The following is a 25,027-nucleotide window of genomic DNA, read 5'->3' as shown; positions in this document are numbered from 1 at the left end:
CCGGGCAGTGCCCGTGGCGCGCGGCCGGCGCGCCGCGGCTCAGTGGGCCGCGAGCCACTCGTCGATCGAATCCTTGGCGCGCTGTTCGATCATGCTGATCACCATCAGCACGTCGATCTTCAGGCGCGAGATCGACAGTTCGACGTTCGGCAGCGCGACGTCGCGATGCGCGTCGTCGATGCCGTGGATCTTCGCGATGCAGTGCCACTGCGTGCCGGTATCGTCCGGCAAGGTATCCGTGGTCACGCGAAATCCACGATGCTCGAAAGACATAGCTCCTCCTGGTTCCCTACGGTATGCAAGCGTATCGAAAGCCCGTGGCGGCTCGCTCGCCATGCTGCGCGATGCCGCGGGTTGCGCCATGCTAGCACCTTCGCCACCACCAGGAGACTCGCAGATGGAATCGACAGCCAATCAAGCGGCCACGCCGCGCATCGCACTCGTGACGGGCGCCGGCAGCGGCATCGGCCGCGCCGCGGCCAACCGCCTGCTCGACGACGGCTTCACCGTGGTGGCGGCCGGCCGCCGGCCCGAGCCGCTGGCCGAATTCGTCGAGGCGGCGAAGGCGCGCGGCCGCGAGGCGCTGGCCGTGAGCGTGGACGTGCGCGACGCGGCCAGCGTCGACGCGCTCTACGCCGAGATCGAGCGCACCTACGGCCGGCTCGACGTGCTGTTCAACAACGCCGGCATCAACGCGCCGGCCGTGCCGATCGACGAACTGAGCGTGGAGCGCTGGCGCGACGTGATCGACACCAACCTGACGGGCGTGTTTCTGTGCGCGCGCGGCGCGTTCGCGCTGATGCGCCGCCAGTCGCCGCGCGGCGGCCGCATCATCAACAACGGTTCGATCTCGGCGCACACGCCGCGGCCGTTCACGTCGCCGTACACGGCCAGCAAGCATGCGGTGCTCGGCCTCACGCGCAGCATCGCGCTCGACGGCCGCGCGTTCGACATCGTCTGCAGCCAGATCGATATCGGCAACGCGCTGACGGAGTTGTCGGAGCGCATGCAGCGCGGCGTATTGCAGGCCAACGGCACGATGGCGTCCGAACCGATGTTCGACGTCAAGCATGTGGCCGATGCGGTCGGTTATATGGCGAGCCTGCCGTTGTCGGCCAATGTGCTGAACATGACGGTGATGGCGAGCAATATGCCGTTCGTCGGGCGCGGTTGAATATCGCGCAATGCGGAATTAATGCAGGCGGCGAGAATGAATGGCCGATCGACTGGCGATTCAATTTGAATTGGAACTAATTTAAACAGGTGCCTGGGTAAAAAGATCCGCGCCGCCGGCGGCGCGGATCGCCAAGGCACTGGATATTTCGGCGGAATACGGGCCGACGAAATGTCCTTGCGACGCATAGGCAGCATCGCGTCGGCGATATTCGCACGACGCAATGAAAAAAACCATGAAAGATTTAAAAGTTTACGCGTGCCGATTATGCGCAAACGATTGCGCGCCGGATGCGGTAAAAAATCCGTTATTGCGGCGCAACGCAATAAACAATCGGGATAATCGAGTCGAGATTTTATTCCAGCCGTTTACTGTCGGAATTGACGGGTTCAATGGCCGGATTTTTGTTTAGACGATATTCCAAAAAAACAGAATGACGGATTGAAACGGCGCCCGGCGCGATCGTGCCGGGCGCTGGCTGCCGTCACGGCATCATGTTCACGACGACGGTTTCGCCGGGGCAGGTCTGGGCATTCGCCTCGGCGATGGTTTTCGGCAGGCGGCCGCGATCGGCCGGCACGTTGGTGTAATAGCGCATCCGGGTGGGCGCGGGCGGCATGCCCGGATCCCACACGGCGGCCCACAGGTGGCCGCTGTCGTCGCTCATCAGCACCGATTTGGTGTCGCAGGCCAGGCCCTGCACGAACATCGCGGTCACGCGCGCGCCGTTGCGGTCGAGGTTGTCGGCGCCCGTATCCACCACGCCGGCCGTGCCGACCATGGTGGCGTAGTCGCGGCCGAGCAGCTTGTGCAGCGCCGCGTCCTCGGCCACGCTGCGTGCGACGCCGAGCGACAGCAGACTCGGCGCGGCGTTCGGATCCTTCGCGGCGGCGACGTAATCGCCGTCGTAGTAGACGCCGACGCCCGCGCCGCAGGCGAACGCGTCGCCCTTCTGGCTGACGCTCAGGCGGTTCAGCACGCGCCGGAACGTCAGCACGCAGCCCCGCGTATCCATTTTCTGGTTGCCGACGTATTGCGCCGTGTCGGGCGCCGAGAACGTGGCGGTTTCGGACAGCGCGCCCGAGTTCGCCCCGGCCGCCGCGTCGAAGCTGAACAGGAAGTGCTGGCCGGTCACGTGCGTGATGTCGATCGATGCGCCGTGCTGGCCGCTCGAATCGACGCGCTGCCAGCGCGTGCCCCAACGGAACGGCGTGTTGGCGTGGCGTAGCACGACCAGGCGGTCGGCGTAGGCGTTGCGTAGGCAGGCGTCGTCGGCGCAGGCGTCGCGGGTGGCGAGCCAGGCGCGCTGGTCGGCCCGCCAATCGGGCGTGGCGGGCGCGCGCGCGTAGAGGTCGCGCAGGGTGTCGTCCTGCTTCGAGAGCAGCGGATCGGCGCAGATGCGCTTTTCGGTGGGCGTGGATGCCTGGCGGCAATCGAAGCTGGCCGCGCGCGCGGCGCCGGGCAGGACGGCGAGGGCGGCGATCAGCAGCGCGCCGAGCCACGACGCCCGTTCGGTCGAAGTGTTCATACGTCTCCGTGGGGTAGGCGGCGCAGGCCGGCGCCGCGGGTCCGCTCGCGGACCGCCGGCTATCCTACGCGAAGCCGCGCGGCTGCGGGAGACGGATGTGGCGCCGCCGTGTCAGAACGACGTGCCGATCTGGAATTGGAACTTCTGGTACTGATCGCCGGTGTGCTTGACGATCGGGAAGCCGAGGTCGAGCTTGAGCGGGCCGATCGGCGAGATCCATTCGAGGCCCGCGCCGTAGCTGTAGCGCAGCCCGTTCGCGCCCACGCTGTTGCCCTCCGAGCCCCACACGTTGCCGCCGTCCACGAACGTGAACACGCGCAGCGTGCGGTCGTAGCCGGTGCCGGGCAGCGGCACGGTCAGCTCGATGTTGCCGACCAGCATCTTCGAGCCGCCGATCGGGTCGCCGGTGGTGGCGTCGCGCGGGCCGAGCGAACTCGATTCGTAGCCGCGCACCGAGCCGATCCCGCCCGCGTAGTAGTTCTTGAAGATCGGATACGGCTTGCCCTCGAGGCCCTTGCCGTAACCGCCCTGAAAGTTCAGGCCGAGGATGAAGCCGCGCGCGAACGAGTAGTAGTACTGCGCTTGCACGTCGCTCTTGACGTAGGTGGTGGTGGCGATCGGCGTGCCGTATTCGGCGTTCGCCTGCAGCATGTAGCCCTTGCTCGGGATCAGCGTGCTGTCGCGGTTGTCGCGCGACCAGCCCACCGTCACCGGCACGTTGTTCGACACGCGGCCGAACGAATTCACGTAATCGATATAGCTTTGCGGCGTGGTCGAATCCACGTCGAGCCGGTTCTGTTCGAGGCCCGCGCCGAAGAACACCATGTCCGTTTCGGAGAACGGAATGCCGAACTTCATCGACGCGCCGTAGGTGATCACGCGAAAGCTCGTATCGGTCGTGCTCGAATAGTAGAGCGGCTCGCTGGTGCGGTAGTACACGTCGGTGATGCGGCGGATGCCGTCGATCGTGAAGTACGGATCCACCTGTTCGACGGCCAGCGTGCGATACGTGGTGGCCGTGTTCAGCGTGACCGAGAGGCTCGTGCCCGAGCCGAACACGTTGTCCTGCGACACGCCGGCCGAGATGATCGGCCCTTCGCCCGAGCCGTAGCCGAGGCCGAGCGTGATCGAGCCGGTGGGCTTCTCGGTCACCTTCACGTTCACGTCCACCTGATCGGTGGTGCCGTCCACCGGCTCGGTCGAGACATCCACGTCGGTGAAATAGCCGAGCCGGTTCACGCGATCCTTCGACAGCGCGAGCCGGCTCGAATCGAACCACGCGCTTTCCATCTGGCGCATTTCGCGGCGGATCACCTCGTCGCGCGTGCGCGTGTTGCCCGAGATGTTGATGTGGCGGACGTACACGCGATGGCCCGGATCGACCACCAGCGTGAGGCCCACCTTGTGCGTGGCCTGATCGATCTCGGGCTGCGCGTTGACGGTGGCGAACGCATAGCCGTAGGTGCCGAGCCGGTCGACGATCGCCTTGGTGGTGGCCTGCAGCTTCGAGGCCGAGAAGCGCTGGCCGGCCTTGATGCCCACCAGCTTCTGCAGTTCGGGCTGGCGGTCGAGCAGGTTGCCGGCCAGCTTCACGCTCGAGATCGTGTACGGCTCGCCCTCGTGCAGCGTGATCGTCAGGTACATGTCCTTGCGATCGGGCGAGATCGACACCTGGGTCGAATCCACGTTGAATTCGAGGTAGCCGCGATCGAGGTAGTACGCGCGCACGTTCTCGAGGTCGCCCGTGAGCTTGTCCTTCGAATAGAGATCGTTGCGCGTGTACCAGGAGAACCAGTTCGGCGTGGACAGCTGCATCTCGTCGAGCAGCGTGCTCGACGAGAACGTGTTGTTGCCGATGAAGTTGATCTGGCGGATCTTCGCGCTCGGGCCTTCGGCCACCGAGAACAGGATCGACACGCGGTTCGCGTCGACCGGCGTGATCGTGGTGGTCACCTCGGCCGCGTAATAGCCGCGCGTGAGGTACTGGCGCTTCAGTTCCTGCTCGGCCTTGTCCACCAGCGATTTGTCGTAATAGCGGCCCTGCGACAGGCCCACGGTGCGCAGCGCCTTGGTGAGGTTGTCCTTGTCGAATTCCTTGATGCCCGCGAAATCGATCGACGAGATCGCCGGGCGCTCCTGCACCTGCACCACCACCACGCTGCCTTCGGTCGCCACGCGCACGTCGTTGAAGAAGCCGGTCGCGTAGAGCTTGCGAATGGCTTCGGAGGCCAGATCGTCGGTGAACGTGTCGCCCTGCTTGATCGGCAGATAGGCGAACACCGAGCTGGGCTCGATCCGTTTCAGGCCCTCGATGCGGATGTCGGAGACGGTAAACGGATCGGTGGCCCAGGCGGACACGGAGGTCGCGCCAAGGCCGGCGACCGTCAGGATCCGCAGGCGGCGGGACGACAGGGAAGATGCATTCATGCGGATGACGGAAAGGCGGGGAAACCGCGGGCGGGATGAAGGGCGGAAGCGCACGGCGGCGCGCGTTTATTGCAGCGCGCCGGCTGCGCGCGGCAGGGCGGAGGCGGGGCCGCTGGCGAGCGCGAGCACGTCGGCCATCTGGCCCGCGAGCGCGCGCCCGACCTGGAACGACAGCTCGGCGCCGCCGGGCAGGCGGAACGACAGGATCAGGTCCGTCGCGCCGCTCGCATCGCGGCCGACGGTCCACGCCTCGCATGGCATCACGAACTTGACGCCGCGCTGCTTGTGGCGGATGCGCTCCGACGAACCGATCGCATTCGACAGCGCCGCGAGCAGCTCGTGCATCACCGAGCAGTGCAGCGCGAGGCGATCGGGCTGGTTGCTGTTGAGCATCAGGTACTGGCCGTCTTCGGTCAGCTCGAAGCCGTGCAGCGCATCGATCGAATAAGCCTGAGGCGGCGCCATGTTCGCGCTCCGGTGGGAAAACGGAAGCGAGTATCGCGTCGGGCGCGCGGCGACGGGTTACCCCGTGTTTACTGCAAGTTTCTTTCCGGCGGCTGACTGGGCGGGGCGGCGCGCAAGCGAGACGCGACAAGGCTTGCGAGGGCATCGCGGTGCGGGCGATGTGTGCTGCCGCCCTCGAACGCGCGTTCGAGACGAAGGCAATTCGTTCGGAAGCCGAAAGGAATGTCGGCGAACGGAAACACCCGTGTTGCCGGATTTTTTCGCGGCGTTACGACGATTACGGCCGTTACGGTTATGACGGCCGCGTCAGGCGCGAGCGCGCGATGCGATGCGGCGCGGTCAGCGAGGTTTCTTGCGCGAGGCCGGCGGCGGCGTCGCATCCGCATCGCGCTCGAGCAGCGCGGCGAAGCGGTCGGCCAGCGTCGGGCGCGAACGGTTCGGCCACACGGCGCTCAGCTCGAAAAACGGCAGCGTGTCGCCGTCGCGAATCTCGCACACGCGCACGCCGCTGAACTGCAGCGCCTTGACCGAGGCTGGCAACAGCGATGCGCCGCAACCGGCCGCCACGCACGCGAGCACCGTCAGCGAGCGATTCGCGTCCTGCACGATCTCGGCCTCGCAGCCGGCCTTGCGGAATGCGCTGAGGATGCCCGCGCGCACCACCGGCAACTGTCCGTGCGGAAACCACACGAGCCCGATGCGCGCGAGATCGGCCAGCGCGAGGCGGCCGTCCGGCCCGAGCGGATGCGTGTCGTGCACCACGGCCTGCAGGCGCTCGCGCGCGATCAACTGCTCGTGCATGCGCCCGCGCACCACCACCGGCGTGTGCAGCAGGCCGATGTCGATTTCGCCCGATTCGAGCGCGCTGGCCTGCTCGGCGTTGCTCATCTCGCGCAGCGTCAGTTCGACGTTCGGCACGGCGGCGCGCAGCGCGGCGATCGCCTTGGGCAGCACCTCGAACAGCGCCGCCGACACGAAGCCGACCGTGAGCCGCCCGCCGCGCTGCGCGCCGATATCGCGCACGCGCCGCTCGGCCGCCTCGATGCGGGCCACGCTCAGGCGGATGTCGTCGACGATCGCTTCGCCGGCCGGGGTCAGTGTCGCGCCGCGGCGCGTGCGCGAGAACAGCTTCACGCCCAGTTCCCGTTCGAGCCGCGTGATGGCCTGGCTCAGCGCGGGTTGCGCGAGGCCGAGCCGGTCGGCCGCGCCGGTGACGCTGCCGGCGTCGGCCACGGCCAGGAAGTATTTGAGGATGCGCGCGGATTCCATAACGCCATGCAATGAAAGATCAACGTTTTCATAGTGTACGACGCATGCAAGGCGCGCCAGAATGCGGGCTATCAATCAATCGCGGCGCCGGAACCACCGGGCCGCCGGGCCGGCGCGACGCGCGGCCCGCATCAGGAGACGGTCATGCGCTGGTATCGGGACATCACCCCCGCCGAGAAACGAACCTTGTGGGGCTGCTTTGCCGGCTGGGCGGTGGACGCCGCCGATACGCAGATCTTTTCGCTGGTGATCCCGACGCTGCTGACCGTCTGGGGCATCAGCAAGAGCCAGGCAGGCCTGATCGGCGGCGCGACGCTGGTGGCGGGCGCGCTCGGCGGGCTGCTGGCCGGCGTGCTGTCCGATCGCGTGGGGCGCGTGCGCGCGCTGCAGATCACCGTGATCTGGTTCTCCTTCTTCACGTTCCTCAGCGCGTTCGCGCAGAACTTCGACCAGCTGCTCGCGCTGAAGGCGCTGCAGGGCATCGGCTTCGGCGGCGAATGGACGGCCGGCGCGGTGCTGCTCAGCGAAACCGTCAACGCGAAACACCGCGGCAAGGCGATGGGCATCGTGCAGAGCGCCTGGGGCTTCGGTTGGGGCGGCGCGGTGCTGCTCTATACGGCGATCTTCTCGTTCGTCTCGCAGGAATGGGCGTGGCGGCTGCTGTTCGCGATCGGCCTGGTGCCCGCGATGCTCGTGCTCTACCTGCGCCGCAACGTGGTGGAGCCGCCGCGCGAGCCGCTGCCGGTGGACGCGAACGGCCAGCGCCAGGGCGTGCTGGCGATGGCGGCCGGCATCTTTTCGCCGGCGGTGCTGCGCACCACGGCTGTCGGCGGCCTGATCGGCCTCGGCGCGCACGGCGGCTACTACGCGATCACCACCTGGCTGCCCACCTACCTGAAGACCGAGCGCCACCTGTCGGTGCTCGGCACGGGCGGCTATCTGGCGGTGGTGATCGTGGCGTTCATCGTCGGCTGCTTCGTCAGCGCGTGGCTGCAGGATCGCATCGGCCGGCGCTGGAACGTGATCGTGTTCGCCGTGTGCTGCGCCGTGATGGTCAACATCTACACGTTCCTGCCGATCGGCGACACCGCCATGCTGCTGCTGAGCTTCCCGCTCGGGCTGTTCTCGGCCGGCATTCCGGCCACGCTCGGCGCGCTGTTCAACGAACTGTATCCGCAAGGCGTGCGCGGCACCGGCGTGGGCTTCTGCTACAACTTCGGCCGCATCGTGTCGGCCGGCTTTCCGGTGCTGATCGGCCACATGAGCGGCTCGATGTCGCTCGGCGCGGCGCTTGGCATCGACGCCGGCGTGGCCTACGGGCTGGTGGTGATCGCCGCGCTGATGCTGCCCGAGACGCGCGGCCGGCGCATCGCCGCGCCTGCGCCCGCGGTGGCCGAGGCGCGCCGTTGATCCGCCGCACCGCCGACCCGCGCCTGCCCCGATTTTCTTCCTAATCCCGATCTTGCCGACGATGAGTCTTTCCCTGCCCGACGATTTCGCCCTGCGCGCCGAGGCCGGCCTGTCGGCTGCCGGCGCCGCGTGGCTTGCCGCCGACGCGCCGCCGCCAGCCGGCGTCGACACGCACGCGCACCTGTTCGTGCGCGGCCTGCCGCTGGCCGCGCAGCGCCGCCATGCGCCCGACTACGATGCGACGCTCGACGCCTACGTCGCGCATCTGTCCGCCCACGGCCTGTCGCACGGCGTGCTGGTGCAACCGAGCTTTCTCGGCACCGACAATCGCTGGCTCGCGAGCGTCGCGCGCCGCTATCCGCGGCGGTTTCGTGGCGTGGCGGTGGTCGATCCGTCGATCGGCGACGCGGAGCTGGCCGCGCTGGCGCAGTGCGGTATCGTCGGCGCGCGGCTGAACCTGATCGGCCTGCCGCTGCCCGACCTGCGCAGCGGGCCCTGGCCGCGCTTTCTCGCGCGCATCGACGCGCTCGGCTGGCATCTCGAGATCCATCGCGGCGCGGCCGATCTGCCGGTGCTGATCGACGCGTTGCTGCCGCACTGCCGCGCGCTCGTGGTCGACCATTTCGGCCGGCCCGACCCGGTGGCCGGCGCGCGCGATCCGGGCTTCCGCGGCTTGCTCGAACGGGCCGGCAGCGGGCGCGTCTGGGTCAAACTGTCGGCCGCGTATCGCAGCGTGCACGCGGGCGACGGCGCGGCGCTCGGAGCGACGCTGGCCGCCGATCTGCTGGCCGCCTTCGGGCCGCAGCGCCTGGTGTGGGGCAGCGACTGGCCGCACACCGAGCATCGCGAGCGGGCCGATTACGCGGGGGCCGCCGGCGCGTTGCGGCGCTGGGTGCCCGACGACGCGCAGCGCCGCACGATTCTGGTCGACTCGGCGCGCGAGCTGTTCCGGCTGTAACGCAGGCGCCTCAACGCGACGCCGTCGCCTTCGTATAGTCGGCCGCGGGCCCCGACGGCGGCGCGAGCGACGGATCGGCCGCCCAGTCCGTCGGCGTGGCCGACAGCGTGTAGCGCAGCGTGCCGCCACCGGCGATCGCGGCCACCGGCAGCCACGAGCCGCGGTACGTCGTGCCGTTCAACTGCACCGATTTGATATACGGCTTGTCGTTGAGCAGCGCCTCGTCGTCGGCCTCGATGCGCAGCTTCTTGCGGCCGTCGTCGAGCCACACCGTCATGCCCTTGAACTGCGGCGTGGACATCGCCAGCCCCGGCGCCGACGGCACCACCGGATACAGCCCCAGGCTCGCCCACAGATAGAACGTGGAGGTGGCGCCGACATCGTCGTTGCCCGGCAGCCCGCCCGGCGTGTCGAAGAACGTCTGCTTCATGACGATCGGGATCACGCGCTGCGCGAGCTGCGGCTTGCCGGCCCAGTTGTAGGCCCACGGCGTCTGCAGCGACGGCTCGTTGCCGATGTAGAGCGTGTTGCCGTTCTCGCCGCTGTTGAGCGTGGCCGCGCTCGGCAGCGGGCCGTTGAACGGATCGCCCTGGTTCAGCCCGAACAGCGTGTTCAGGCGCGCGACGGCCGCCGCGTTGCCGCCCAGCGCGGCGATCACCGACGCGTAATCGTGGCCGATCGTCCACAAATAATTCGGTTCCTTCGATTCGTGGAAGCCGCCGTTGTCCGGGCCGCTGAACACCCATTGGCCGCTCGCGTCCTTCGGCACCAGGCCGCTCGACTCGCCGCCGTTGTAGTTCAGGCTGGCCGGAATGTTCGCGTTGAACAGGTGCGCCCAGGCCCGAGCGCGCTGGTGCAGCGTGGTCACGCTCTGCGCATCGCCGGGCTCGCCGAGCGCGGCCAGGAAGTTGCCGATCGATTCGTCGGTGGTGCCGAGTTCGAGCGTCATCGAGCCGGGGTGATGGTTCGAGGTCGAATCAGTCGTCACATAGCCGTACTTCAGGTAGGCGTCGGCGATCGGGCTGGCGCCCACGCTGTCGTCCACGCTCGGCATGTTGTTGCAGGCGCCTTCCACGAACGCGCTGCCGGGGCCGCCGGTGCCGAACGCCGATTGCAGCATGACGCTGCGCGCCGCGCCGGTATCGAAGCCGCGCGCGCCGAACGCATAGGCCGCCGCGATCACGTTGGGCGCGTGGTCGCCTTCCATCGGCTTGGTGTCGTCGCTGCCGTCCACCCAGTGCGGGAACGCGCCGCATTGCTTCGCGTCGGCCACCAGCGATTGCATCATGTCGCTCGTCTCGGACGGGAACAGCAGGGCCTGCAACTGCGTTTCCGAACGATACGTGTCCCACAGCGAGAAGCCCGCGTAGTGCGTGCGATAGGCGCTCGGGTTGCCCGGCACTGCGTACTGCGAAACATTGGCGACGGCGCGCGCCGGGGCCGTGTCGGCCGCCGCGTTCAGATCGGTTTCGCGCATGCTGCGATAGTCGCCGTTCACGTCGCTGTACACGGTCGGGCCGGCCATCGCGTGATAGAGCGCCGTGTAGAACTGCGTGACGTAGCGTGTCGCGCGTTGGGCCGTGGCGCCGTCGAGGCGCGCGATCGCGCCGGGCTCGGCGAGGTCGAGCTGGATCGTGTTGAGGCGGCGGTTCCACACCGCCTGCTGCTCGGCTTTGACCCGATCGAACGACCAGCCGGGATTTTCCGTCGCGAGGTTCAATTGCGCGTTGGCCACGCTGACCGAGGAGATCCCGGCCTTCATCTGCACCACCGCGCCGCGATGTGCGGGCGTGCGGAACACGAGCTTCGCCACGCCGTCGGCGACCGTCGTTTGGGCCGCGTCGAGCGGCGTGTCGAACGCGATCGAGAAATACACGGGCTTGTACCAGGTGCCGCCGCAGAACGCGCCCACCACGGTTTGGCCTGTCACGACGTTGCGGGCCGTGTCGACCGACACGTTCACGAGGCCCGGCGCGACGCCGCTTTTCATGCCGTTGCTGCGCGTGGCGTCGAGCGTCAGCTCGGGCGAGGCGGCGCCCGACGGATAGCTGAGGCGGGCCATGCCGGTGCGCGTGGTGGCGGTGAATTCGTTGACGACGCCGTTGCCCGTCTTCACGCGGTAATAGCCGGGCGCGGCGCGTTCGTCGGCGTGCGAGAACGTCAGCGCGCCGCCGCCGGGGATCAGCGCCACCGCGCCCTGGCCGCGGCAGCCGGGGCCGCTCAGGTGCGTGAGGCTGAAGAAATCGATGCGGCTGTCCGAGTAGTAGTAGCCGCCCGAGCCGTTGCCCCAGGGCTGGTCGCTGCCCGGCGTGTCGGGGCCGAAGCTGACCATGCCGAACGGCGTTTGCGCGCCGGGGTTCAGGTTGCCGGGGTACAGGCCGCCCGCGTCGGGCGCGCCGGTGCCGATGAACACGTTCACGCGTTGCGTGAGGTTCGCGATGTCGATGCGGCCGCCGTGTTCGTGGCCGGGGCCGGGCCGGCCCGCCGCATCCGGGGCGGTGCCGCCGCCGGCGGCGATCTCGCTGGCGATCGAGGCCGGCGATGCGCCGCCGCTGTCGTCGTTGCAGCCGCCGAGCGCGGCGAAGGCGGCGAGGCACGCGCCCGCCAGGGCCCACTTCAGGGTCATCCGCATCCTTGTCTCCAGGGTGTTGTCGAACGCGATGCCGGTGCGGCGCGCTGCGCGGCCACGGCCGGAAGGTTTTTGTCAGCCCGAGTGTGCGCCGCGCAACGCCATGTCCGCTATTTGGAAAAATCCCTGATTTTTTGGTGATTTAGCTAAACAAATGCGATGTTTATGGATTCCGAAATGATGTCGGGAGGGGTATCGAGAAGTGGCTGAAACGCAGGCGGAGAAACGATTTTGCGTCGGGCCACGAGGCGCAATCATTGCCTGGTTGTTTTTAATTCGATTCGAAATGGCCGAATGAAAATCCGTCAATGCGAATCGGCCTGAAGCGAACCGCGCCGGTGGCGCCGATTCTGTCGCGGTATGCTTCGATCCGCGCGCGCCGCGCATCCGATCCGAACCCACTACCGAACCGCCATGTCATCGAAGTTTCCCGCCGCCGCCGAGGCCGCGTCCCCCGCCGCCGAACCTGTCACGCGCTACGCCTGGAAGGCGCTGGCCGGCGCCGCGATCGGCTATGCGATGGACGGCTTCGATCTGCTGATCCTCGGCTTCATGCTGCCGGCGATCTCGGCGTCGCTGCGGCTCGACGCGGGGCAGGCCGGCGCGCTGGTGACCTGGACGCTGATCGGCGCGGTGGCCGGCGGGCTGATCTTCGGCGCGCTGAGCGACCGTTTCGGCCGCGTGCGCGTGCTGACCTGGACGATCGCGCTGTTCGCCGTGTTCACCGGCCTGTGCGCGCTGGCGCAGGGCTTCACCGACCTGCTCGTCTATCGCACCGTGGCCGGCATCGGCCTGGGCGGCGAATTCGGCATCGGCATGGCGCTCGCGGCCGAGGCGTGGCCCGCGGCGAAACGCGCGCGCGTCTCGTCCTACGTGGCGCTCGGCTGGCAATGCGGCGTGCTGCTGGCCGCGCTGCTGACGCCCACGCTGCTGCAATGGATCGGCTGGCGCGGCATGTTCGCGGTCGGCATGCTGCCCGCGCTGGTGGCCTGGCAGTTGCGCAACCGCCTGCACGAGCCGGAGCCGTTCGTGCAATCGCGTCGTCCCGAAGCGGCCGTGCCGAGCCTCGGCGCGCGCTTCCGGATGCTGTTCGCCGACGCGCGCACGGCCCGCACCAGCACCGGCATCGTGATCCTCTGCGCGGTGCAGAACTTCGGTTACTACGGAATCATGATCTGGCTGCCGACTTTCCTCGCGAAGCGGCTCGGCTTCTCGCTGACGAAATCGGGCCTGTGGACCGCCGTGACGGTGCTCGGCATGATGGCGGGCGTCTGGATGTTCGGCCAGCTCGCCGACCGCATCGGCCGCAAGCCGACGTTCCTCGTCTACCAGGCGGGCGCGGTGGCGATGGTGATCGTCTACGCGCAGTTGAGCGATCCGGCCGCGTTGCTGTGGGCCGGCGCGCTGATGGGGATGTTCGTGAACGGGATGGTGGGCGGCTACGGCACGCTGATGTCGGAAGCCTATCCGACCGCCGCGCGCGCCACCGCGCAGAACGTGCTGTGGAACCTCGGCCGCGCGATCGGCGGCTTCGGGCCGATGGCGGTGGGCGCGCTGGCGGCGCGCTATTCGTTCACGGTGGCGATCGCGGCGCTGGCCGCGCTCTACGTGCTCGACATCGTCGCCACGCTGTGCCTGATTCCGGAGATGAAGGGGCGCGCGCTCGACTGAGACGCGCCCGGTTCACTGTCGTCAGGCAGCCGAACCGGCGTCGATGCCGAGTTCGCCGGCCATCCGCTCGACCAGCGCGCGCAGCCGCGCCACTTCCTCGGCCAGGCGGTCGTGATCCTCGCGCAGCGCCTCGAATTCGGCCGCGTTTGCGCCGCCGCCCGCCGCACCGCCTTCGCTCGACGCGCCCGATGCGGTGGCGTAGGCGGCCAGATCGACCTCGCCGCTCAGCAGATGCATCCAGCGGTTCTCGCGCGCGCCGGGCGCGCGCGGCAGCTTGACCACCAGCGGCGTCGTGCGTTCGGCCAGCTCCTCCAGGAAGCTCTCGACCGACGACACATCGGCGAAGCCATGCAGCCGCGCCGAATTCAGGCGCAGCTCGGCGGCCGTCTGCGCGCCGCGCAGCAGCAGCACCGTGAGCAGCGCGACGGCCTGGCTCGGGATGCCGAGCACGCGGTTCAGGTTGTGCTCGAAGCGCGGCACGCGGCTGCTGCTGCCTTCGAACACCAGGCTCACGCCCTTCAGTTCCTCGATCGCGTTGAGCACCTCGGCTTCGCTGACGTTCATCACGGGCGCGCGCGCCGTCTTCTGGTTGCAGCCGGCCGTCAGCGCGTTCAGCGAGAGCGGGTAGGTGTCGGGCACGGTGTGCTGCTTCTCGTTGAGCACGCCGACGATGCGGGCTTCGAGGGCGGTCAGGGCGCGCAGCGCGCGCGGGGCGGGGGCTTCGTTGGGCGTGGTCATCGGCTGGCGGTTTGGGAAGTCTGGAAATCGGATGCGGCCTGCACCGGATGATATACGCTCGCGGCGCGTGGGCGAACCGGTATCCGGATGGCGTCCCTCGCCGCGCTGTCCGGCGGGCCGGGCAGGGCGTTCACCGGAACGCGCGCATCTGCCCCGTCATCATCTGCAGCATCTTGTTGGCCGCCACCGAGAGCTTGCGGCCCACGCGCGTGACCATGTGCGCCTCGGCGTTCTCGAGGATCGGGTGGGCGATGTCGATCGCGAACAGATCCTTCGCCTGCAGTTCCGCCGCCACGGCGAACGCCGGCATCACCGCGATGCCGAGCCCCGATTTCACGAACTCCTTGAGGATCGCGAACGAATTGGTGGTGACGATCGGCCCAAGCCGCACGCGCTCGGCGTATTCGACGGCCTCCAGCATCTGCCGCGTGCCGTACGACGGATGGGTGGCCGCGAGCGGATAGGCCGCGAGCTGCTGCACCGACAGCACCTTGTTCGCGCGGCGCGGGAAATCCGGCCCGACGATCGCCATCATCGGCTGCCGCTTCGAGGCGCGCGACACCAGCTTGTGCTCGGTGGGCGGGTTGTAGACGAGGCCGATCTCGCCCTCGTCGTTCGAAATCTTGCGGATCACGTCGTTGGTGCTGCCCACGTCGAGATTGACGTGGATGCCCGGATATTGCCGGCAGAACTGCTGCATCGGCCCGGCCAGCAGGTCCGACACGAAGCCCTCGCCGAGCACCAGGCTCACCTCGCCCGTCTTCAATCCACGCAGCTCCTGCAGGCGCGAGATCAGATCGTCGCGGTGCGCCAACTGCTCGCGGAAATACTCGATCACGCAGCGCCCCGCCTCGGTGGGCGTGACGCCGCGCGCGTGCCGCTCCACCAGCGTGGCGTCCAGCTCCTTCTCCAGCAGCCCGATCTGGCGGCTCACCGCCGACGGCGCCACGTCGAGCCAGTCGGCCGCCGCGCGGATCGTGCCGCAGCGCACCGCTTCGTAGAAATAGACGATCCGGCTGTCGGTGAGGGTGTCGGTCATGGGGCGGGCATCCCGATTCGAGTGTTCGAAAAATTAGAACACTAGCAATATTGGCGGTGATTGATTATACGGCTCGCCCGGACGACTATCGAGCCAATGCAAGGCGGCCGCGAGCTGGCGTTCCGCCCCTCACCAACAGCAATCGGGAGTTCGTCGGATGAAAACGGTAGGCGTGATCGGCTTGGGCAACATGGGGCGCGGCATGGCGGGTTCGCTGCAGCGCGGCAATTACGCGGTGCTCGGTTTCGACGCCGCGCCGGGCGTGGCCGATGCGCTGGCCGGGCAGGGCGTGGTGACGGCGCGCGCCTCGGTGGCGGAAATCGCTCGCGACGCCGACGTGCTGCTGCTGTCGCTGCCGACCTCGGCGATCGTCGAGGCGGTGGTGCTCGGCGAAGGCGGCGTGCTGGCGAACGCCAAGCCCGGCACGATCGTGGTGGACACCACCACGGCCGATCCGGACAGCACGCGCCGCGTGGCGGCGGCGCTGGCCGAGCGCGGCATCGGCTTCGTCGACGGCCCCGTCAGCGGCGGCCCGAAGGGCGCGGCCACCGCCACCATGACGATGGTGCTGGGCGGCTCGGACGCCGACATCGCGGCGGTCGAGCCGATCCTCGCCGTGATCAGCGCCAAGCGCGTGCATGTGGGCCCGGTGGGCGCAGGGCACGTCACCAAGCTGCTCAACAACCTGCTGACCGGCGTGCATCTGCTGGTGGCGAGCGAAGCGGTGCGCACCGCGCGCGCGGCCGGCGTCGATCCGGAAAAGCTCGTGGAAGCGCTGAACGGCGGCTCGGGCCGCAACAGCGCCACGCTCGTCAACTACCCCACCTGGATCTTCAACGAGACGTTCGATTCGGGCTTCACCATGAAGCTGATGCGCAAGGACGTGCGCCTCGCGCTCGGCCTGCTCGACCAGTTCGACAGCGTCGCGCCGGTGGCGCGCGAGGCCGCGCGGCTGTGGGCGGCCAGCGAGGAATACGTGGGCGACGCGGAGGATTTCAACCGCATCGTCGATTTTCTCGACCCGGCTGCCTGAACCCCGCCACTTCCCCAGTCATCGCCCGACGCACCCGACACGGAATACCGACATGACCCAGCACGCAGACCAATTGCTCGCCGCCTTCGCGCACTTCTTCCCCGGCGCGACCACCATCGGCTCGTATATCGACGGCGAACTCGTCGCCGGCCAGGGCGACACCGTCCAGTTGTACGACGCCGCCACCGGCGAGGCCACGCTCGCCTACCGCGACGCGGGCGCCGATGTGGTGGCCCACGCCGCCGAGAGCGCGCGCCGCGCGCAGCGCGAATGGTGGGCGCTGACCCACGCCGCCCGCGGCCGCGTGATGAACGAGGTGGCGCGCACGATCCGCGGCGAGGCCGAGGCGATCGCCCGGCTCGAATCGCTCGGTTCGGGCAAGCCGATCCGCGATTGCCGCGGCGAGGTGGCGAAGGTTGCCGAGATGTTCGAGTACTACGCGGGCTGGACCGACAAGTTCTACGGCAACGTGATCCCGGTGCCGACCTCGCACCTGAACTACACGCGCCGCGAGCCGGCCGGCGTGGTGCTGCAGATCACTCCGTGGAACGCGCCGGTGTTCACCTGCGGCTGGCAGATCGCGCCGGCCGTGGCGATGGGCAACGGCGTGCTGCTCAAGCCGTCGGAGCTGACGCCGTTCACGTCGATCGTGGTGGGCCTGCTCGGCGAGCGCGCCGGGCTGCCGCGCGGCCTCGTCAACGTGCTGGCCGGCTTCGGTCACACCGTCGGCCAGGCGGCGATCGCGCATCGCGTGGTCAGCAAGGTGGTGTTCGTCGGCTCGCCGGCCACCGGCGCGCGCATCGCCGAGGCCGCCGCACGCCGCGTGGTGCCGTGCGTGCTGGAGCTGGGCGGCAAGTCGGCCAACATCGTGTTCGCCGACGCCGACCTCAAGCGCGCCGCGCTGACGGCCCAGGCCGCGATCTTCGCCGGTGCGGGCCAGAGCTGCGTGGCCGGTTCGCGCCTGCTGGTGCAACGTTCGGTGTACGACGAATTCGTCGCGATGGTGGCGGCCGGCGCGAAGAAGATCCGCGTGGGCGCGCCGCTCGACGACGCCACCGAAGTCGGCCCGATCAACAATCGCAAGCAGTACGAACACGTCATGCAGATGATCGCGCGCGGCGTGGAGGCCGGCGCGACGCTGGCGGCCGGCTCGGCCGAACTCGGCAACGGCGGCTATTTCGTGTCGCCCACCGTGCTGGCCGGCGTGACGAACCAAATGGACGTGGCGCGCACCGAGATCTTCGGGCCGGTGGTGGCGGCGATTCCGTTCGATACGGAGGACGAAGCGATCGCGATCGCCAACGACACCGATTTCGGCCTGGCCGGCGCGGTGTGGACCACCGACGTGGCGCGCTCGCACCGCGTGGCCGCGCAGGTCAACGCCGGCACGTTCTGGGTCAACGGCTACAAGACCATCAACGTGGCCTCGCCGTTCGGCGGCTATGGCATGAGCGGCTACGGGCGCTCCAGCGGCGTCGAGGCGCTGTACGAATACACGCAGACCAAGAGCGTGTGGGTCGAGACGGCCGAAGCGCCGCCGACCGCCTTCGGTTATCTGTAATACCGGCCCGCGTACGACGGAAGCCGGACTCAAAGGGGAGGTCGCGATGGAACACGCACTGGGAATCGAACGCCGCGAATTCGGCGGCGCGGGCGCGGCGAAGGTCATGCTGTATGCCGCCGGCATTCTGCTGATCGCGCAATGGATCGGCTCGTTCACGTTCAAGATCGGGCCGGGCAAGGTGGTGCTGCTGCCGATGATCTGGGCGCTGCTGCTCGGCGCGGCGCTCGGCCTCGCCAGCGCGCGCTGGAAGAGCAGCGCGCGGCTCGACGTGTCGAACCAGTTCTTCGCGGCGGCCGTGCTGCAGCCGGCGCTGCTGCTGTTCGTCTCGAAGCTCGGGCTGATGGTGGGCAGCGCGCTGCCGAAGCTCGCGGCGGCCGGCTGGGCGCTGGCGTTCCAGGAGTTCGGTCACTTCGTCGGCACCATCCTGCTGGGCCTGCCGCTTGCGCTGCTGCTCGGCATCAAGCGCGAGGCGATCGGCGCGACGTTCTCGGTGGGCCGCGAGCCGAGCCTCGCGATCATCGGCGAGAAGTACGGCATGGATTCCGCCGAAGGGCGCGGCGTGCTGGCCGAATACCTGACCGGCACCGTGTTCGGCGCGGTGTTCATCGCCGTGTTCGCCGGCTTCGTGTCGAGCCTCGGGATCTTCGATCCGCTCGCGCTGGCGATGGGCTCGGGCGTTGGCTCGGGCAGCATGATGGCGGCCGCATCCGGCGCGATCGCCGCGCAGCAGGATCCGGAAACCGCGAAATCGGTGATGGCGTTCGCGGCGGCCAGCAACCTGATCACCACCACGCTCGGCACCTACTTCACGCTGTTCATCTCGCTGCCGCTGGCCGTGTTCGGCTACCGCGTGCTGGAGCCGATCATCGGCCGCACCACCAAGGCCTCCGCGCAACCGGAAGCCGATCGCCCGGCGCTCGGCGACGTGCAGACCGAAGCGCCCGCGCTCGGCTACGGCGGCAAGCTGATCGCCTGGATCGTGACGGCCGCGATGGCGCTGGTGTGCGACTGGATCGCGCACGGCACCACGCCGCTGGTCGGGCTGCCCGGGATCGCGATCATGGTGGGCGCGACGATCGTCGGCGATGCGCTGGCCACGCTGACGGGCCGCCGGATTCCGGCCGTCTGCTGGGTGTCGGTGGTGGCGATGTTCCTGACCTCGCCGTGGTGCCCGCTGGCGCCGCAGATCGCCGCGTTCGGTTCGCACAACGATTTTCTCGGCGTGACCACCCCGATGCTGGTGTTCGCGGGCCTGTCGATCGCCAAGGACATCCCGGCGTTCCGCCGCCTCGGCTGGCGCATCGTGCTGGTGTCGTTCGTGGCCAACGCCGGCACGTTCATCGGCGCGACGCTGGTGGCTCAGTTGTTCCATATCTGATTTCGTTCACCTGTATCGCCGGGCCGCCTTTGCGCGGCGCCGGCGATTGTCTCGACGGCGCTCTCCCCGCATGAAACTGATCGATTCCATCGTCGCGCACGCCGACGAACTGCAGACGATTCGCCGCGATATTCACGCGCACCCCGAAGTCGGCTTCGCGGTGAACCGCACCGCCGACCTGGTGGCCGAGCGGCTCGAAGCGTGGGGCTATGCCGTCACGCGCGGCGTGGGCCAGACCGGCGTGGTCGGCACGCTCAAGCGCGGCGGCGGCACGCGCGCCATCGGCCTGCGCGCCGACATGGACGCGCTGCCGGTGCAGGAGGCCAATACCTTCGCGCACCGCTCGACCGTGCCCGGCGCGATGCACGCCTGCGGCCACGACGGCCACACCGCGATGCTGCTCGGCGCGGCGCGCCATCTGGCGCAGCACGGCGGCTTCGACGGCACCGTGCAGCTGTTCTTCCAGCCGGCCGAGGAGGCGGGCGGCGGCGCGCGCGCGATGATCGAGGACGGCCTGTTCGAGCGGTTCCCGGTGGAGGCCGTGTTCGGGCTGCACAACTGGCCCGGCATTCCGGCCGGCGATTTCGCCGTGCGGCCGGGGCCGCTGATGGCGTCCACCAGCCTGTTCAAGATCACGCTGCGCGGCGCCGGCTGCCACGCGGCCATGCCGCACCTGGGCCGCGACCCCGTGTTCGCCGCCGGACAGGTGCTGAACGCGCTGCAGGGCATCGTCACGCGCAACCGCAATCCGATCGACGGCGCGGTGCTGTCGGTCACGCAGATCCACGCCGGCGAGGCGCTCAACGTGGTGCCGACCGACGCGTGGCTCGGCGGTACCGTGCGCACCTTCTCCGACGCCACGCTCGACCTGATCGAGACGCGCATGCGCGCCGTGGCCGCCGCGACCGCGTCGGCGTTCGATTGCGAGTGCGAGGTGTGGTTCGAGCGGCAGTATCCGGCCACCGTCAACGATGCGGCGCAGACGGCGCTGGCTGTCGAGGTGATGCGCGAACTGGTGGGCGACGCGCACGTGAACGCCGCGGCCGATCCGACCATGGCCGCCGAGGATTTCTCGTTCATGCTGCGCGAGAAGCCCGGATGCTACGCATTCCTCGGCAACGGCAGCGGCGACCACCGCGTGCACGGGCACGGCGGCGGGCCGTGCCTGCTGCATAACGCCAGTTACGACTTCAACGATGCGTTGCTGCCGGTGGGGGCGAGTTATTTTGTCCGGCTGGTGGAGCGGTTTTTGGGGTGATAGCAGGCAGGGTTCACGCGACGGCCGGGTTTGTCCCGGCCGTTTCCTTTTGAGCGTTCCGCCAGAAAAAGCGCGCCAAAATTCTCCGTTTTCGCCCCTGCCGAGGCGCGCCGAAGGCCGTCCGTCGGCTTCGCGCATGGCCTTCCCGGCCAGCCTCGTTCCCCGCCGCGCCGCGCGGGGCAACGCTTCCCGCCCGCTCGCAACTTTTTCCTAACCAGCGACCACAAAAAACATCATTTCGCTAACCCCGGCCTCTGAACAGAATTCCAGGCATGCCATTCGCGGCGCGCCATGCCGCGAACCAGAAACTGAACCCGGGCGCAGTTGGCGTGCCGGGTCGAACCGCTTTTCAAAGGAACGCGCGATGACAGTCGGGAACACAGTCGTAGACACGCTGGTGGTCGGCGCCGGCCAGGCCGGCGTGGCGATGAGCGAACACCTGAGCCGCCTCGGCGTGCCGCATCTGGTGCTCGAACGCGACCGGATCGCCGAGCGCTGGCGCACCGGCCGCTGGGATTCGCTGGTCGCCAACGGCCCGGCCTGGCACGACCGCTTCCCCGGCCTCGAATTCGAAGGGCTCGACCCGGACGCGTTCGCCTCGAAGGACAGCGTGGCCGACTACTTCGAAGCCTATGCGAAGAAATACGACGCGCCGATCCGCACCGGCGTGGAAGTCACCAAGGTGGTGCGCAACGTCGGCCGCCCCGGCTTCACGGTCGACACCAGCGACGGCACGATCGAGGCGACCCGCGTGGTGGTGGCCACCGGCCCGTTCCAGACACCGGTGATCCCGCCGATCGCGCCGTCCTCGCCGGATCTGACGCAACTCCACTCGGCCGGCTACTACAACCCGCAGCAACTGCCGGCCGGTGGCGTGCTGGTGGTGGGCGCCGGCTCGTCGGGCGTGCAGATCGCCGACGAACTGCAGCGCGCAGGCCGCGACGTCTACCTGTCGGTCGGCCCGCACGACCGCCCGCCGCGCGCCTATCGCAACCGCGATTTCTGCTGGTGGCTCGGCGTGCTGGGCAAGTGGGACGCCGAGGCGGCCATGCCGGGCCGCGAGCACGTGACGATCGCCGTCAGCGGCGCGCGCGGCGGCCATACCGTCGATTTCCGCCGCCTCGCGCATCAGGGCGTGAATCTCGTCGGCCTGACCCAGTCGTTCGACGGTAACGTGGTGCGCTTCCAGGACGACCTGGCCGCCAACATCGCGCGCGGCGACGAGAACTACCTGTCGCTGCTCGACGAAGCCGACGCCTACATCGCCCGCAACGGCCTCGACCTGCCCGAGGAGCCGCAGGCGCGCGAGATCCCCGCCGATCCGGCCTGCCTCACGCAGCCGCTGCGCGAGCTGGATCTGGCCAAGGCCGGCGTCACGTCGATCATCTGGGCGACCGGCTACGCCACCGATTACCGCTGGCTGCAGGTGGACGCGTTCGACGCCAAGGGCAAGCCGAAGCATCAGCGCGGCGTGTCGGCCGAGCCGGGCGTCTATTTCCTGGGCCTGCCGTGGCAGTCGCGCCGCGGCTCCAGCTTCATCTGGGGCGTCTGGCACGACGCCAAGCACGTGGGCGACCACATCGCGATCCAGCGCCAATACCAGACCTACCGCGACAGCACGCAGCGCGAAGCGGCCGCCGCCGCCGCGCCGCAAGCGGCCCAAACCAGCGAAATCGGAGTGAACTGATGCCCACGCATACCCGTATCCGGATGTTCAACACCAAGGACACCTATCCGAACCAGTCGCTCGACAACGACCTCTGCCAGGCCGTGCGGGCGGGCAATACCGTGTACGTGCGCGGCCAGGTCGGCACCGATTTCGACGGCAACCTGGTGGGCCTCGGCGATCCGCGCGCGCAGGCCGAGCAGGCCATGAAGAACCTCAAGCAACTGCTGGAAGAGGCGGGCAGCGATCTGTCGCACGTCGTCAAGACGACCACCTACATCATCGATCCGCGCTATCGCGAGCCGGTCTATCAGGAAGTGGGCAAGTGGCTCAAGGGCGTGCATCCGATCTCGACCGGGATCGTGGTGGTGGCGCTGGGCCAGCCGCAATGGCTGATGGAAATCGACGTGATCGCCGTGGTGCCGGACGGCTGGACGCCGCCCGCCGCCTGAGCGAACCCCGCGCGCCATCTTCTTCGACCTCCTTACGACATGCCCATGAGCCAGACCACCCATACCCGTATCCGGATGTTCAACACCAAGGATACCTACCCGAACCAGACGCTCGACAACGACCTGTGCCAGGCCGTGAAGGCCGGCAACACGATCTACGTGCGCGGCCAGATCGGCACCGATTTCGCGGGCAACCTCGTCGGCCTCGGCGACCCGGCCGCGCAGACCGAGCAGGCCATGAAGAACATCAAGCAACTGCTGGAAGAAGCCGGCAGCGATCTGTCGCACATCGTCAAGACGACCACCTACATCATCGATCCGCGCTATCGCGAGCCGGTGTATCAGGTGGTCGGCAAGTGGCTGAAGGGCGTGTATCCGATCTCCACCGGCCTGGTGATCGCCGCGCTGGGCCAGCCGCAATGGCTCGTGGAAATCGACGTGATCGCCGTGATCCCCGACAACTGGACGCCGCAACAGGCCTAAGGAGGCGCACATGACTTTCTCGATCGTCGGCCGGTGTCAGGAAACCGGCCAGCTCGGCATCGCGATCAGCTCGTCGAGCATCGCCGTGGGGGCGCGCTGCCCGTGGGTGCGCGCCGGCGTGGGCGTGGTGGCCACGCAGAACGTCACGCTGCCCGCGCTCGGCCCGGAGATCCTCGATCTGCTCGAAGACGGCCAGCTCGATCCGGCCGCCGCGCTCGACCGCGCGCTGTCGGCGAACGGCTGGAGCCAGTACCGGCAGGTCACGGTGATCGACGGCCAGGGCCGCGCCGCGTTCTTCAGCGGCAAGGAAGCGCTCGGCCTGTATCACGCGGTGGCGGGCGAGCAGTGCATCGCGGCCGGCAACATGCTGGCCAGCCTGAACGTGATCGAAACCATGGTGCCCGCGTTCGAGAACGCGCCCGGCGCGCTGGCCGACCGGCTGCTGGCCGCGATGCAGGCGGCGCTGGCGGCGGGCGGCGAAGCCGGCCCGGTGCACTCGGCCGCGCTGAAGATCGCCGGCGACGTGACCTGGCCGATCGTCGACCTGCGCGTGGATTGGGCCGAGGAAGACCCGATCGGCCAGCTTGCCGGCCTGTGGCAGGCCTACAAGCCGCAGATGAACGATTACCTGACGCGCGCGATCAACCCGACCGCCGCGCCGAGCTACGGCGTGCCCGGCGATGAGTGACGCCGCGCACCGCAACGCGGCGGGCGCGCCGCTGTCCAGCCGCGATCTGCTCGAGCGGCTGATCGGCTTCGCCACCGTCAGCCGCGATTCGAACCTCGCGCTGATCGAGTTCATCCGCGATTACCTGGCCGGACACGGCGTCGAATGCGAGCTGTTCTACAACGACGCGCGCACCAAGGCCAACCTGTTCGCGACGATCGGCCCGCGCGATCGCGGCGGCGTGGTGCTGTCCGGCCACACCGACGTGGTGCCGGTGGACGGCCAGGCCTGGACGGTCGAGCCGTTCAGCCTGACCGAGCGCGACGGCAAGCTCTATGGGCGCGGCACCGCCGACATGAAGGGCTTCCTCGCCTCGGTGCTGGCCGCGGTGCCGGCGTTCGTCGCGCGCGAGCGCGAGCTGGCGCTGCCCGTGCATCTGGCGTTTTCCTACGACGAGGAAGTGGGCTGCCTCGGCGTGCGGCCGATGCTGGCGGAACTGGAGCGGCGCGCCGTGCGCCCGCGCCTGTGCCTGATCGGCGAGCCGACCGAGCTGAAGCCGGTGCTCGGCCACAAGGGCAAGCTCGCGATGCGCTGCCACGTGAAGGGCGCCGCCTGCCACTCGGCCTACGCGCCGTACGGCGTCAACGCGATCGAATACGCGGCCAAGCTGATCGGCCATCTCGGCGAGATCGGCACGCGGCTCGCCGCGCCCGAGCACCACGACGCGCGCTTCGATCCGCCGTTCTCGACCGTGCAGACGGGCGTGATCCACGGCGGCCGCGCGCTGAACATCGTGCCGGCCGAGTGCGAATTCGATTTCGAGGTGCGCGCGCTGCCCGGCTACGACGCGCAGGAAGTGGCCGACGATCTGCACCGCTACGCCGACGCCGAGCTGCTGCCGAAGATGCAGGCCGTCAAGCCCGACACCGGCATCCGCTTCCAGCCGCTCAGCGCCTATCCGGGCCTGGCCACGCCGCCCGACAGCGAAGCCGCGCAGTTGCTGGCGCTGCTGTCCGGCTCGACCGAGTTCGGCACGGTGGCATTCGGCACCGAAGGCGGCCTGTTCGAGCAGGCCGGCATGCCCACCGTGGTGTGCGGGCCGGGCAGCATGGATCAGGGGCACAAGCCCGACGAGTTCGTCAGCGTCGAGCAACTGGCCGGCTGCGACGCGATGCTGGCGCGGCTGGTGGCGCATCTGACCTCGCGCGAGGCCTGAGC

The 25,027-nt window shown here is 68.8% G+C and carries 20 protein-coding genes and 1 pseudogene; 13 read left to right on the top strand and 8 right to left on the bottom strand.

The window, feature by feature from the left end:
* Positions 1-39 precede the first annotated feature (39 nt).
* A complete protein-coding gene (locus G3N92_RS06410) occupies positions 40-246 on the bottom strand; it encodes a hypothetical protein (RefSeq protein ID WP_339385823.1) in 207 nt (68 codons plus the stop codon).
* 151 nt (positions 247-397) lie between these two features.
* On the opposite strand from G3N92_RS06410, the gene G3N92_RS06405 reads away from it, so the two are divergent.
* A complete protein-coding gene (locus tag G3N92_RS06405; protein WP_206126615.1) occupies positions 398-1,174 on the top strand; it encodes an SDR family oxidoreductase in 777 nt (258 codons plus the stop codon).
* Positions 1,175-1,658: 484 nt separating this feature from the next.
* Here the strand turns inward: G3N92_RS06405 and G3N92_RS06400 are convergent, their stop codons facing one another.
* The 4 genes from G3N92_RS06400 to G3N92_RS06385 all read right to left on the bottom strand — a co-directional run bounded on the left by G3N92_RS06400 (position 1,659) and on the right by G3N92_RS06385 (position 6,863).
* Positions 1,659-2,702, bottom strand: a complete 1,044-nt coding sequence (locus G3N92_RS06400; RefSeq protein WP_206126614.1) for a lysozyme inhibitor LprI family protein — start codon at positions 2,700-2,702, stop codon at positions 1,659-1,661.
* 111 nt (positions 2,703-2,813) lie between these two features.
* A complete protein-coding gene (gene bamA / locus G3N92_RS06395; protein WP_206126613.1) occupies positions 2,814-5,129 on the bottom strand; it encodes an outer membrane protein assembly factor BamA in 2,316 nt (771 codons plus the stop codon).
* A 66-nt stretch (positions 5,130-5,195) separates the two neighbouring features.
* Positions 5,196-5,594 carry a hypothetical protein gene (locus tag G3N92_RS06390; RefSeq protein ID WP_206126612.1) on the bottom strand — a complete coding sequence of 133 codons (399 nt, stop codon included), beginning with the start codon at positions 5,592-5,594 and terminating at the stop codon, positions 5,196-5,198.
* A gap of 339 nt (positions 5,595-5,933) precedes the next feature.
* Positions 5,934-6,863, bottom strand: coding sequence for a LysR family transcriptional regulator (locus G3N92_RS06385; protein WP_206126611.1), 930 nt, complete (start codon positions 6,861-6,863; stop codon positions 5,934-5,936).
* Positions 6,864-7,007: 144 nt separating this feature from the next.
* On the opposite strand from G3N92_RS06385, the gene G3N92_RS06380 reads away from it, so the two are divergent.
* Both G3N92_RS06380 and G3N92_RS06375 read left to right on the top strand, forming a co-directional pair.
* A complete protein-coding gene (locus G3N92_RS06380; RefSeq protein ID WP_206126610.1) occupies positions 7,008-8,273 on the top strand; it encodes an MFS transporter in 1,266 nt (421 codons plus the stop codon).
* 61 nt (positions 8,274-8,334) lie between these two features.
* Positions 8,335-9,231: an amidohydrolase family protein gene (locus tag G3N92_RS06375; RefSeq protein ID WP_206126609.1), complete on the top strand. Its 897-nt coding sequence runs from the start codon at positions 8,335-8,337 to the stop codon at positions 9,229-9,231.
* Positions 9,232-9,241: 10 nt separating this feature from the next.
* On the opposite strand, the gene G3N92_RS06370 is transcribed toward G3N92_RS06375, so the two are convergent.
* A complete protein-coding gene (locus tag G3N92_RS06370) occupies positions 9,242-11,863 on the bottom strand; it encodes a GH92 family glycosyl hydrolase (protein WP_241014618.1) in 2,622 nt (873 codons plus the stop codon).
* Positions 11,864-12,274: 411 nt separating this feature from the next.
* Between G3N92_RS06370 and G3N92_RS06365 the strand changes: the two genes are divergently transcribed.
* Positions 12,275-13,531 carry an MFS transporter gene (locus tag G3N92_RS06365; RefSeq protein WP_206126608.1) on the top strand — a complete coding sequence of 419 codons (1,257 nt, stop codon included), beginning with the start codon at positions 12,275-12,277 and terminating at the stop codon, positions 13,529-13,531.
* A 21-nt stretch (positions 13,532-13,552) separates the two neighbouring features.
* On the opposite strand, the gene G3N92_RS06360 is transcribed toward G3N92_RS06365, so the two are convergent.
* Positions 13,553-14,269 carry a YceH family protein gene (locus G3N92_RS06360; RefSeq protein WP_206126607.1) on the bottom strand — a complete coding sequence of 239 codons (717 nt, stop codon included), beginning with the start codon at positions 14,267-14,269 and terminating at the stop codon, positions 13,553-13,555.
* Between the two features lie 130 nt (positions 14,270-14,399).
* Entirely contained in the window at positions 14,400-15,308 is a 909-nt protein-coding gene (locus G3N92_RS06355; protein WP_206126606.1) for a LysR family transcriptional regulator, read from the bottom strand.
* Between the two features lie 121 nt (positions 15,309-15,429).
* Here G3N92_RS06355 and G3N92_RS06350 point away from each other — a divergent pair.
* From G3N92_RS06350 to argE, 9 genes and pseudogenes are all read left to right on the top strand, one after another.
* Positions 15,430-16,341: pseudogene (locus G3N92_RS06350) on the top strand (NAD(P)-dependent oxidoreductase); the annotation flags it as partial.
* A 52-nt stretch (positions 16,342-16,393) separates the two neighbouring features.
* Positions 16,394-17,902, top strand: a complete 1,509-nt coding sequence (locus tag G3N92_RS06345; RefSeq protein ID WP_206126604.1) for an aldehyde dehydrogenase family protein — start codon at positions 16,394-16,396, stop codon at positions 17,900-17,902.
* 46 nt (positions 17,903-17,948) lie between these two features.
* On the top strand, positions 17,949-19,283 hold the full coding sequence (locus tag G3N92_RS06340) for a DUF3100 domain-containing protein (protein ID WP_206126603.1): 1,335 nt from the start codon (positions 17,949-17,951) through the stop codon (positions 19,281-19,283).
* Positions 19,284-19,353: 70 nt separating this feature from the next.
* Positions 19,354-20,541, top strand: coding sequence for a M20 aminoacylase family protein (locus G3N92_RS06335; RefSeq protein ID WP_206126602.1), 1,188 nt, complete (start codon positions 19,354-19,356; stop codon positions 20,539-20,541).
* A 364-nt stretch (positions 20,542-20,905) separates the two neighbouring features.
* Positions 20,906-22,228: an NAD(P)/FAD-dependent oxidoreductase gene (locus G3N92_RS06330; RefSeq protein WP_206126601.1), complete on the top strand. Its 1,323-nt coding sequence runs from the start codon at positions 20,906-20,908 to the stop codon at positions 22,226-22,228.
* Positions 22,228-22,659, top strand: coding sequence for a RidA family protein (locus tag G3N92_RS06325; RefSeq protein WP_206126600.1), 432 nt, complete (start codon positions 22,228-22,230; stop codon positions 22,657-22,659). The genes G3N92_RS06330 and G3N92_RS06325 overlap by 1 nt, the downstream gene beginning before the upstream one ends.
* Positions 22,660-22,704: 45 nt before the next feature.
* The gene (locus tag G3N92_RS06320; RefSeq protein WP_206126599.1) at positions 22,705-23,142 is read left to right on the top strand and encodes a RidA family protein; all 438 of its coding nucleotides are present in this window, start codon (positions 22,705-22,707) and stop codon (positions 23,140-23,142) included.
* A 10-nt stretch (positions 23,143-23,152) separates the two neighbouring features.
* The gene (locus G3N92_RS06315; protein WP_206126598.1) at positions 23,153-23,830 is read left to right on the top strand and encodes a DUF1028 domain-containing protein; all 678 of its coding nucleotides are present in this window, start codon (positions 23,153-23,155) and stop codon (positions 23,828-23,830) included.
* A complete protein-coding gene (gene argE / locus G3N92_RS06310) occupies positions 23,823-25,025 on the top strand; it encodes an acetylornithine deacetylase (protein ID WP_206126597.1) in 1,203 nt (400 codons plus the stop codon). Before G3N92_RS06315 ends, argE begins: the two co-directional genes overlap by 8 nt.
* The last annotated feature ends 2 nt before the right edge of the window (positions 25,026-25,027 follow it).

It is taken from the genome of Burkholderia sp. Ac-20379 (assembly GCF_017104645.1).
Classification (GTDB): Bacteria; Pseudomonadota; Gammaproteobacteria; order Burkholderiales; family Burkholderiaceae; genus Burkholderia.
This window is presented reverse-complemented; position numbering and strand designations above follow the sequence as displayed.

Excerpts from the sequence above, each read along its gene's own strand:
- G3N92_RS06325 (WP_206126600.1), top strand. The coding sequence starts at position 22,228 with ATGCCCACGCATACCCGTATCCGGATGTTCAACACCAAGGACACCTAT.
- G3N92_RS06355 (WP_206126606.1), bottom strand. The coding sequence starts at position 15,308 with ATGACCGACACCCTCACCGACAGCCGGATCGTCTATTTCTACGAAGCG.
- G3N92_RS06400 (WP_206126614.1), bottom strand. The coding sequence starts at position 2,702 with ATGAACACTTCGACCGAACGGGCGTCGTGGCTCGGCGCGCTGCTGATC.
- argE (WP_206126597.1), top strand. The coding sequence starts at position 23,823 with ATGAGTGACGCCGCGCACCGCAACGCGGCGGGCGCGCCGCTGTCCAGC.
- G3N92_RS06385 (WP_206126611.1), bottom strand. The coding sequence starts at position 6,863 with ATGGAATCCGCGCGCATCCTCAAATACTTCCTGGCCGTGGCCGACGCC.
- G3N92_RS06390 (WP_206126612.1), bottom strand. The coding sequence starts at position 5,594 with ATGGCGCCGCCTCAGGCTTATTCGATCGATGCGCTGCACGGCTTCGAG.
- G3N92_RS06380 (WP_206126610.1), top strand. The coding sequence starts at position 7,008 with ATGCGCTGGTATCGGGACATCACCCCCGCCGAGAAACGAACCTTGTGG.
- G3N92_RS06320 (WP_206126599.1), top strand. The coding sequence starts at position 22,705 with ATGAGCCAGACCACCCATACCCGTATCCGGATGTTCAACACCAAGGAT.
- G3N92_RS06340 (WP_206126603.1), top strand. The coding sequence starts at position 17,949 with ATGGAACACGCACTGGGAATCGAACGCCGCGAATTCGGCGGCGCGGGC.
- G3N92_RS06375 (WP_206126609.1), top strand. The coding sequence starts at position 8,335 with ATGAGTCTTTCCCTGCCCGACGATTTCGCCCTGCGCGCCGAGGCCGGC.
- G3N92_RS06370 (WP_241014618.1), bottom strand. The coding sequence starts at position 11,863 with ATGCGGATGACCCTGAAGTGGGCCCTGGCGGGCGCGTGCCTCGCCGCC.
- G3N92_RS06365 (WP_206126608.1), top strand. The coding sequence starts at position 12,275 with ATGTCATCGAAGTTTCCCGCCGCCGCCGAGGCCGCGTCCCCCGCCGCC.
- bamA (WP_206126613.1), bottom strand. The coding sequence starts at position 5,129 with ATGAATGCATCTTCCCTGTCGTCCCGCCGCCTGCGGATCCTGACGGTC.
- G3N92_RS06360 (WP_206126607.1), bottom strand. The coding sequence starts at position 14,269 with ATGACCACGCCCAACGAAGCCCCCGCCCCGCGCGCGCTGCGCGCCCTG.
- G3N92_RS06335 (WP_206126602.1), top strand. The coding sequence starts at position 19,354 with ATGAAACTGATCGATTCCATCGTCGCGCACGCCGACGAACTGCAGACG.
- G3N92_RS06315 (WP_206126598.1), top strand. The coding sequence starts at position 23,153 with ATGACTTTCTCGATCGTCGGCCGGTGTCAGGAAACCGGCCAGCTCGGC.
- G3N92_RS06405 (WP_206126615.1), top strand. The coding sequence starts at position 398 with ATGGAATCGACAGCCAATCAAGCGGCCACGCCGCGCATCGCACTCGTG.
- G3N92_RS06330 (WP_206126601.1), top strand. The coding sequence starts at position 20,906 with ATGACAGTCGGGAACACAGTCGTAGACACGCTGGTGGTCGGCGCCGGC.
- G3N92_RS06345 (WP_206126604.1), top strand. The coding sequence starts at position 16,394 with ATGACCCAGCACGCAGACCAATTGCTCGCCGCCTTCGCGCACTTCTTC.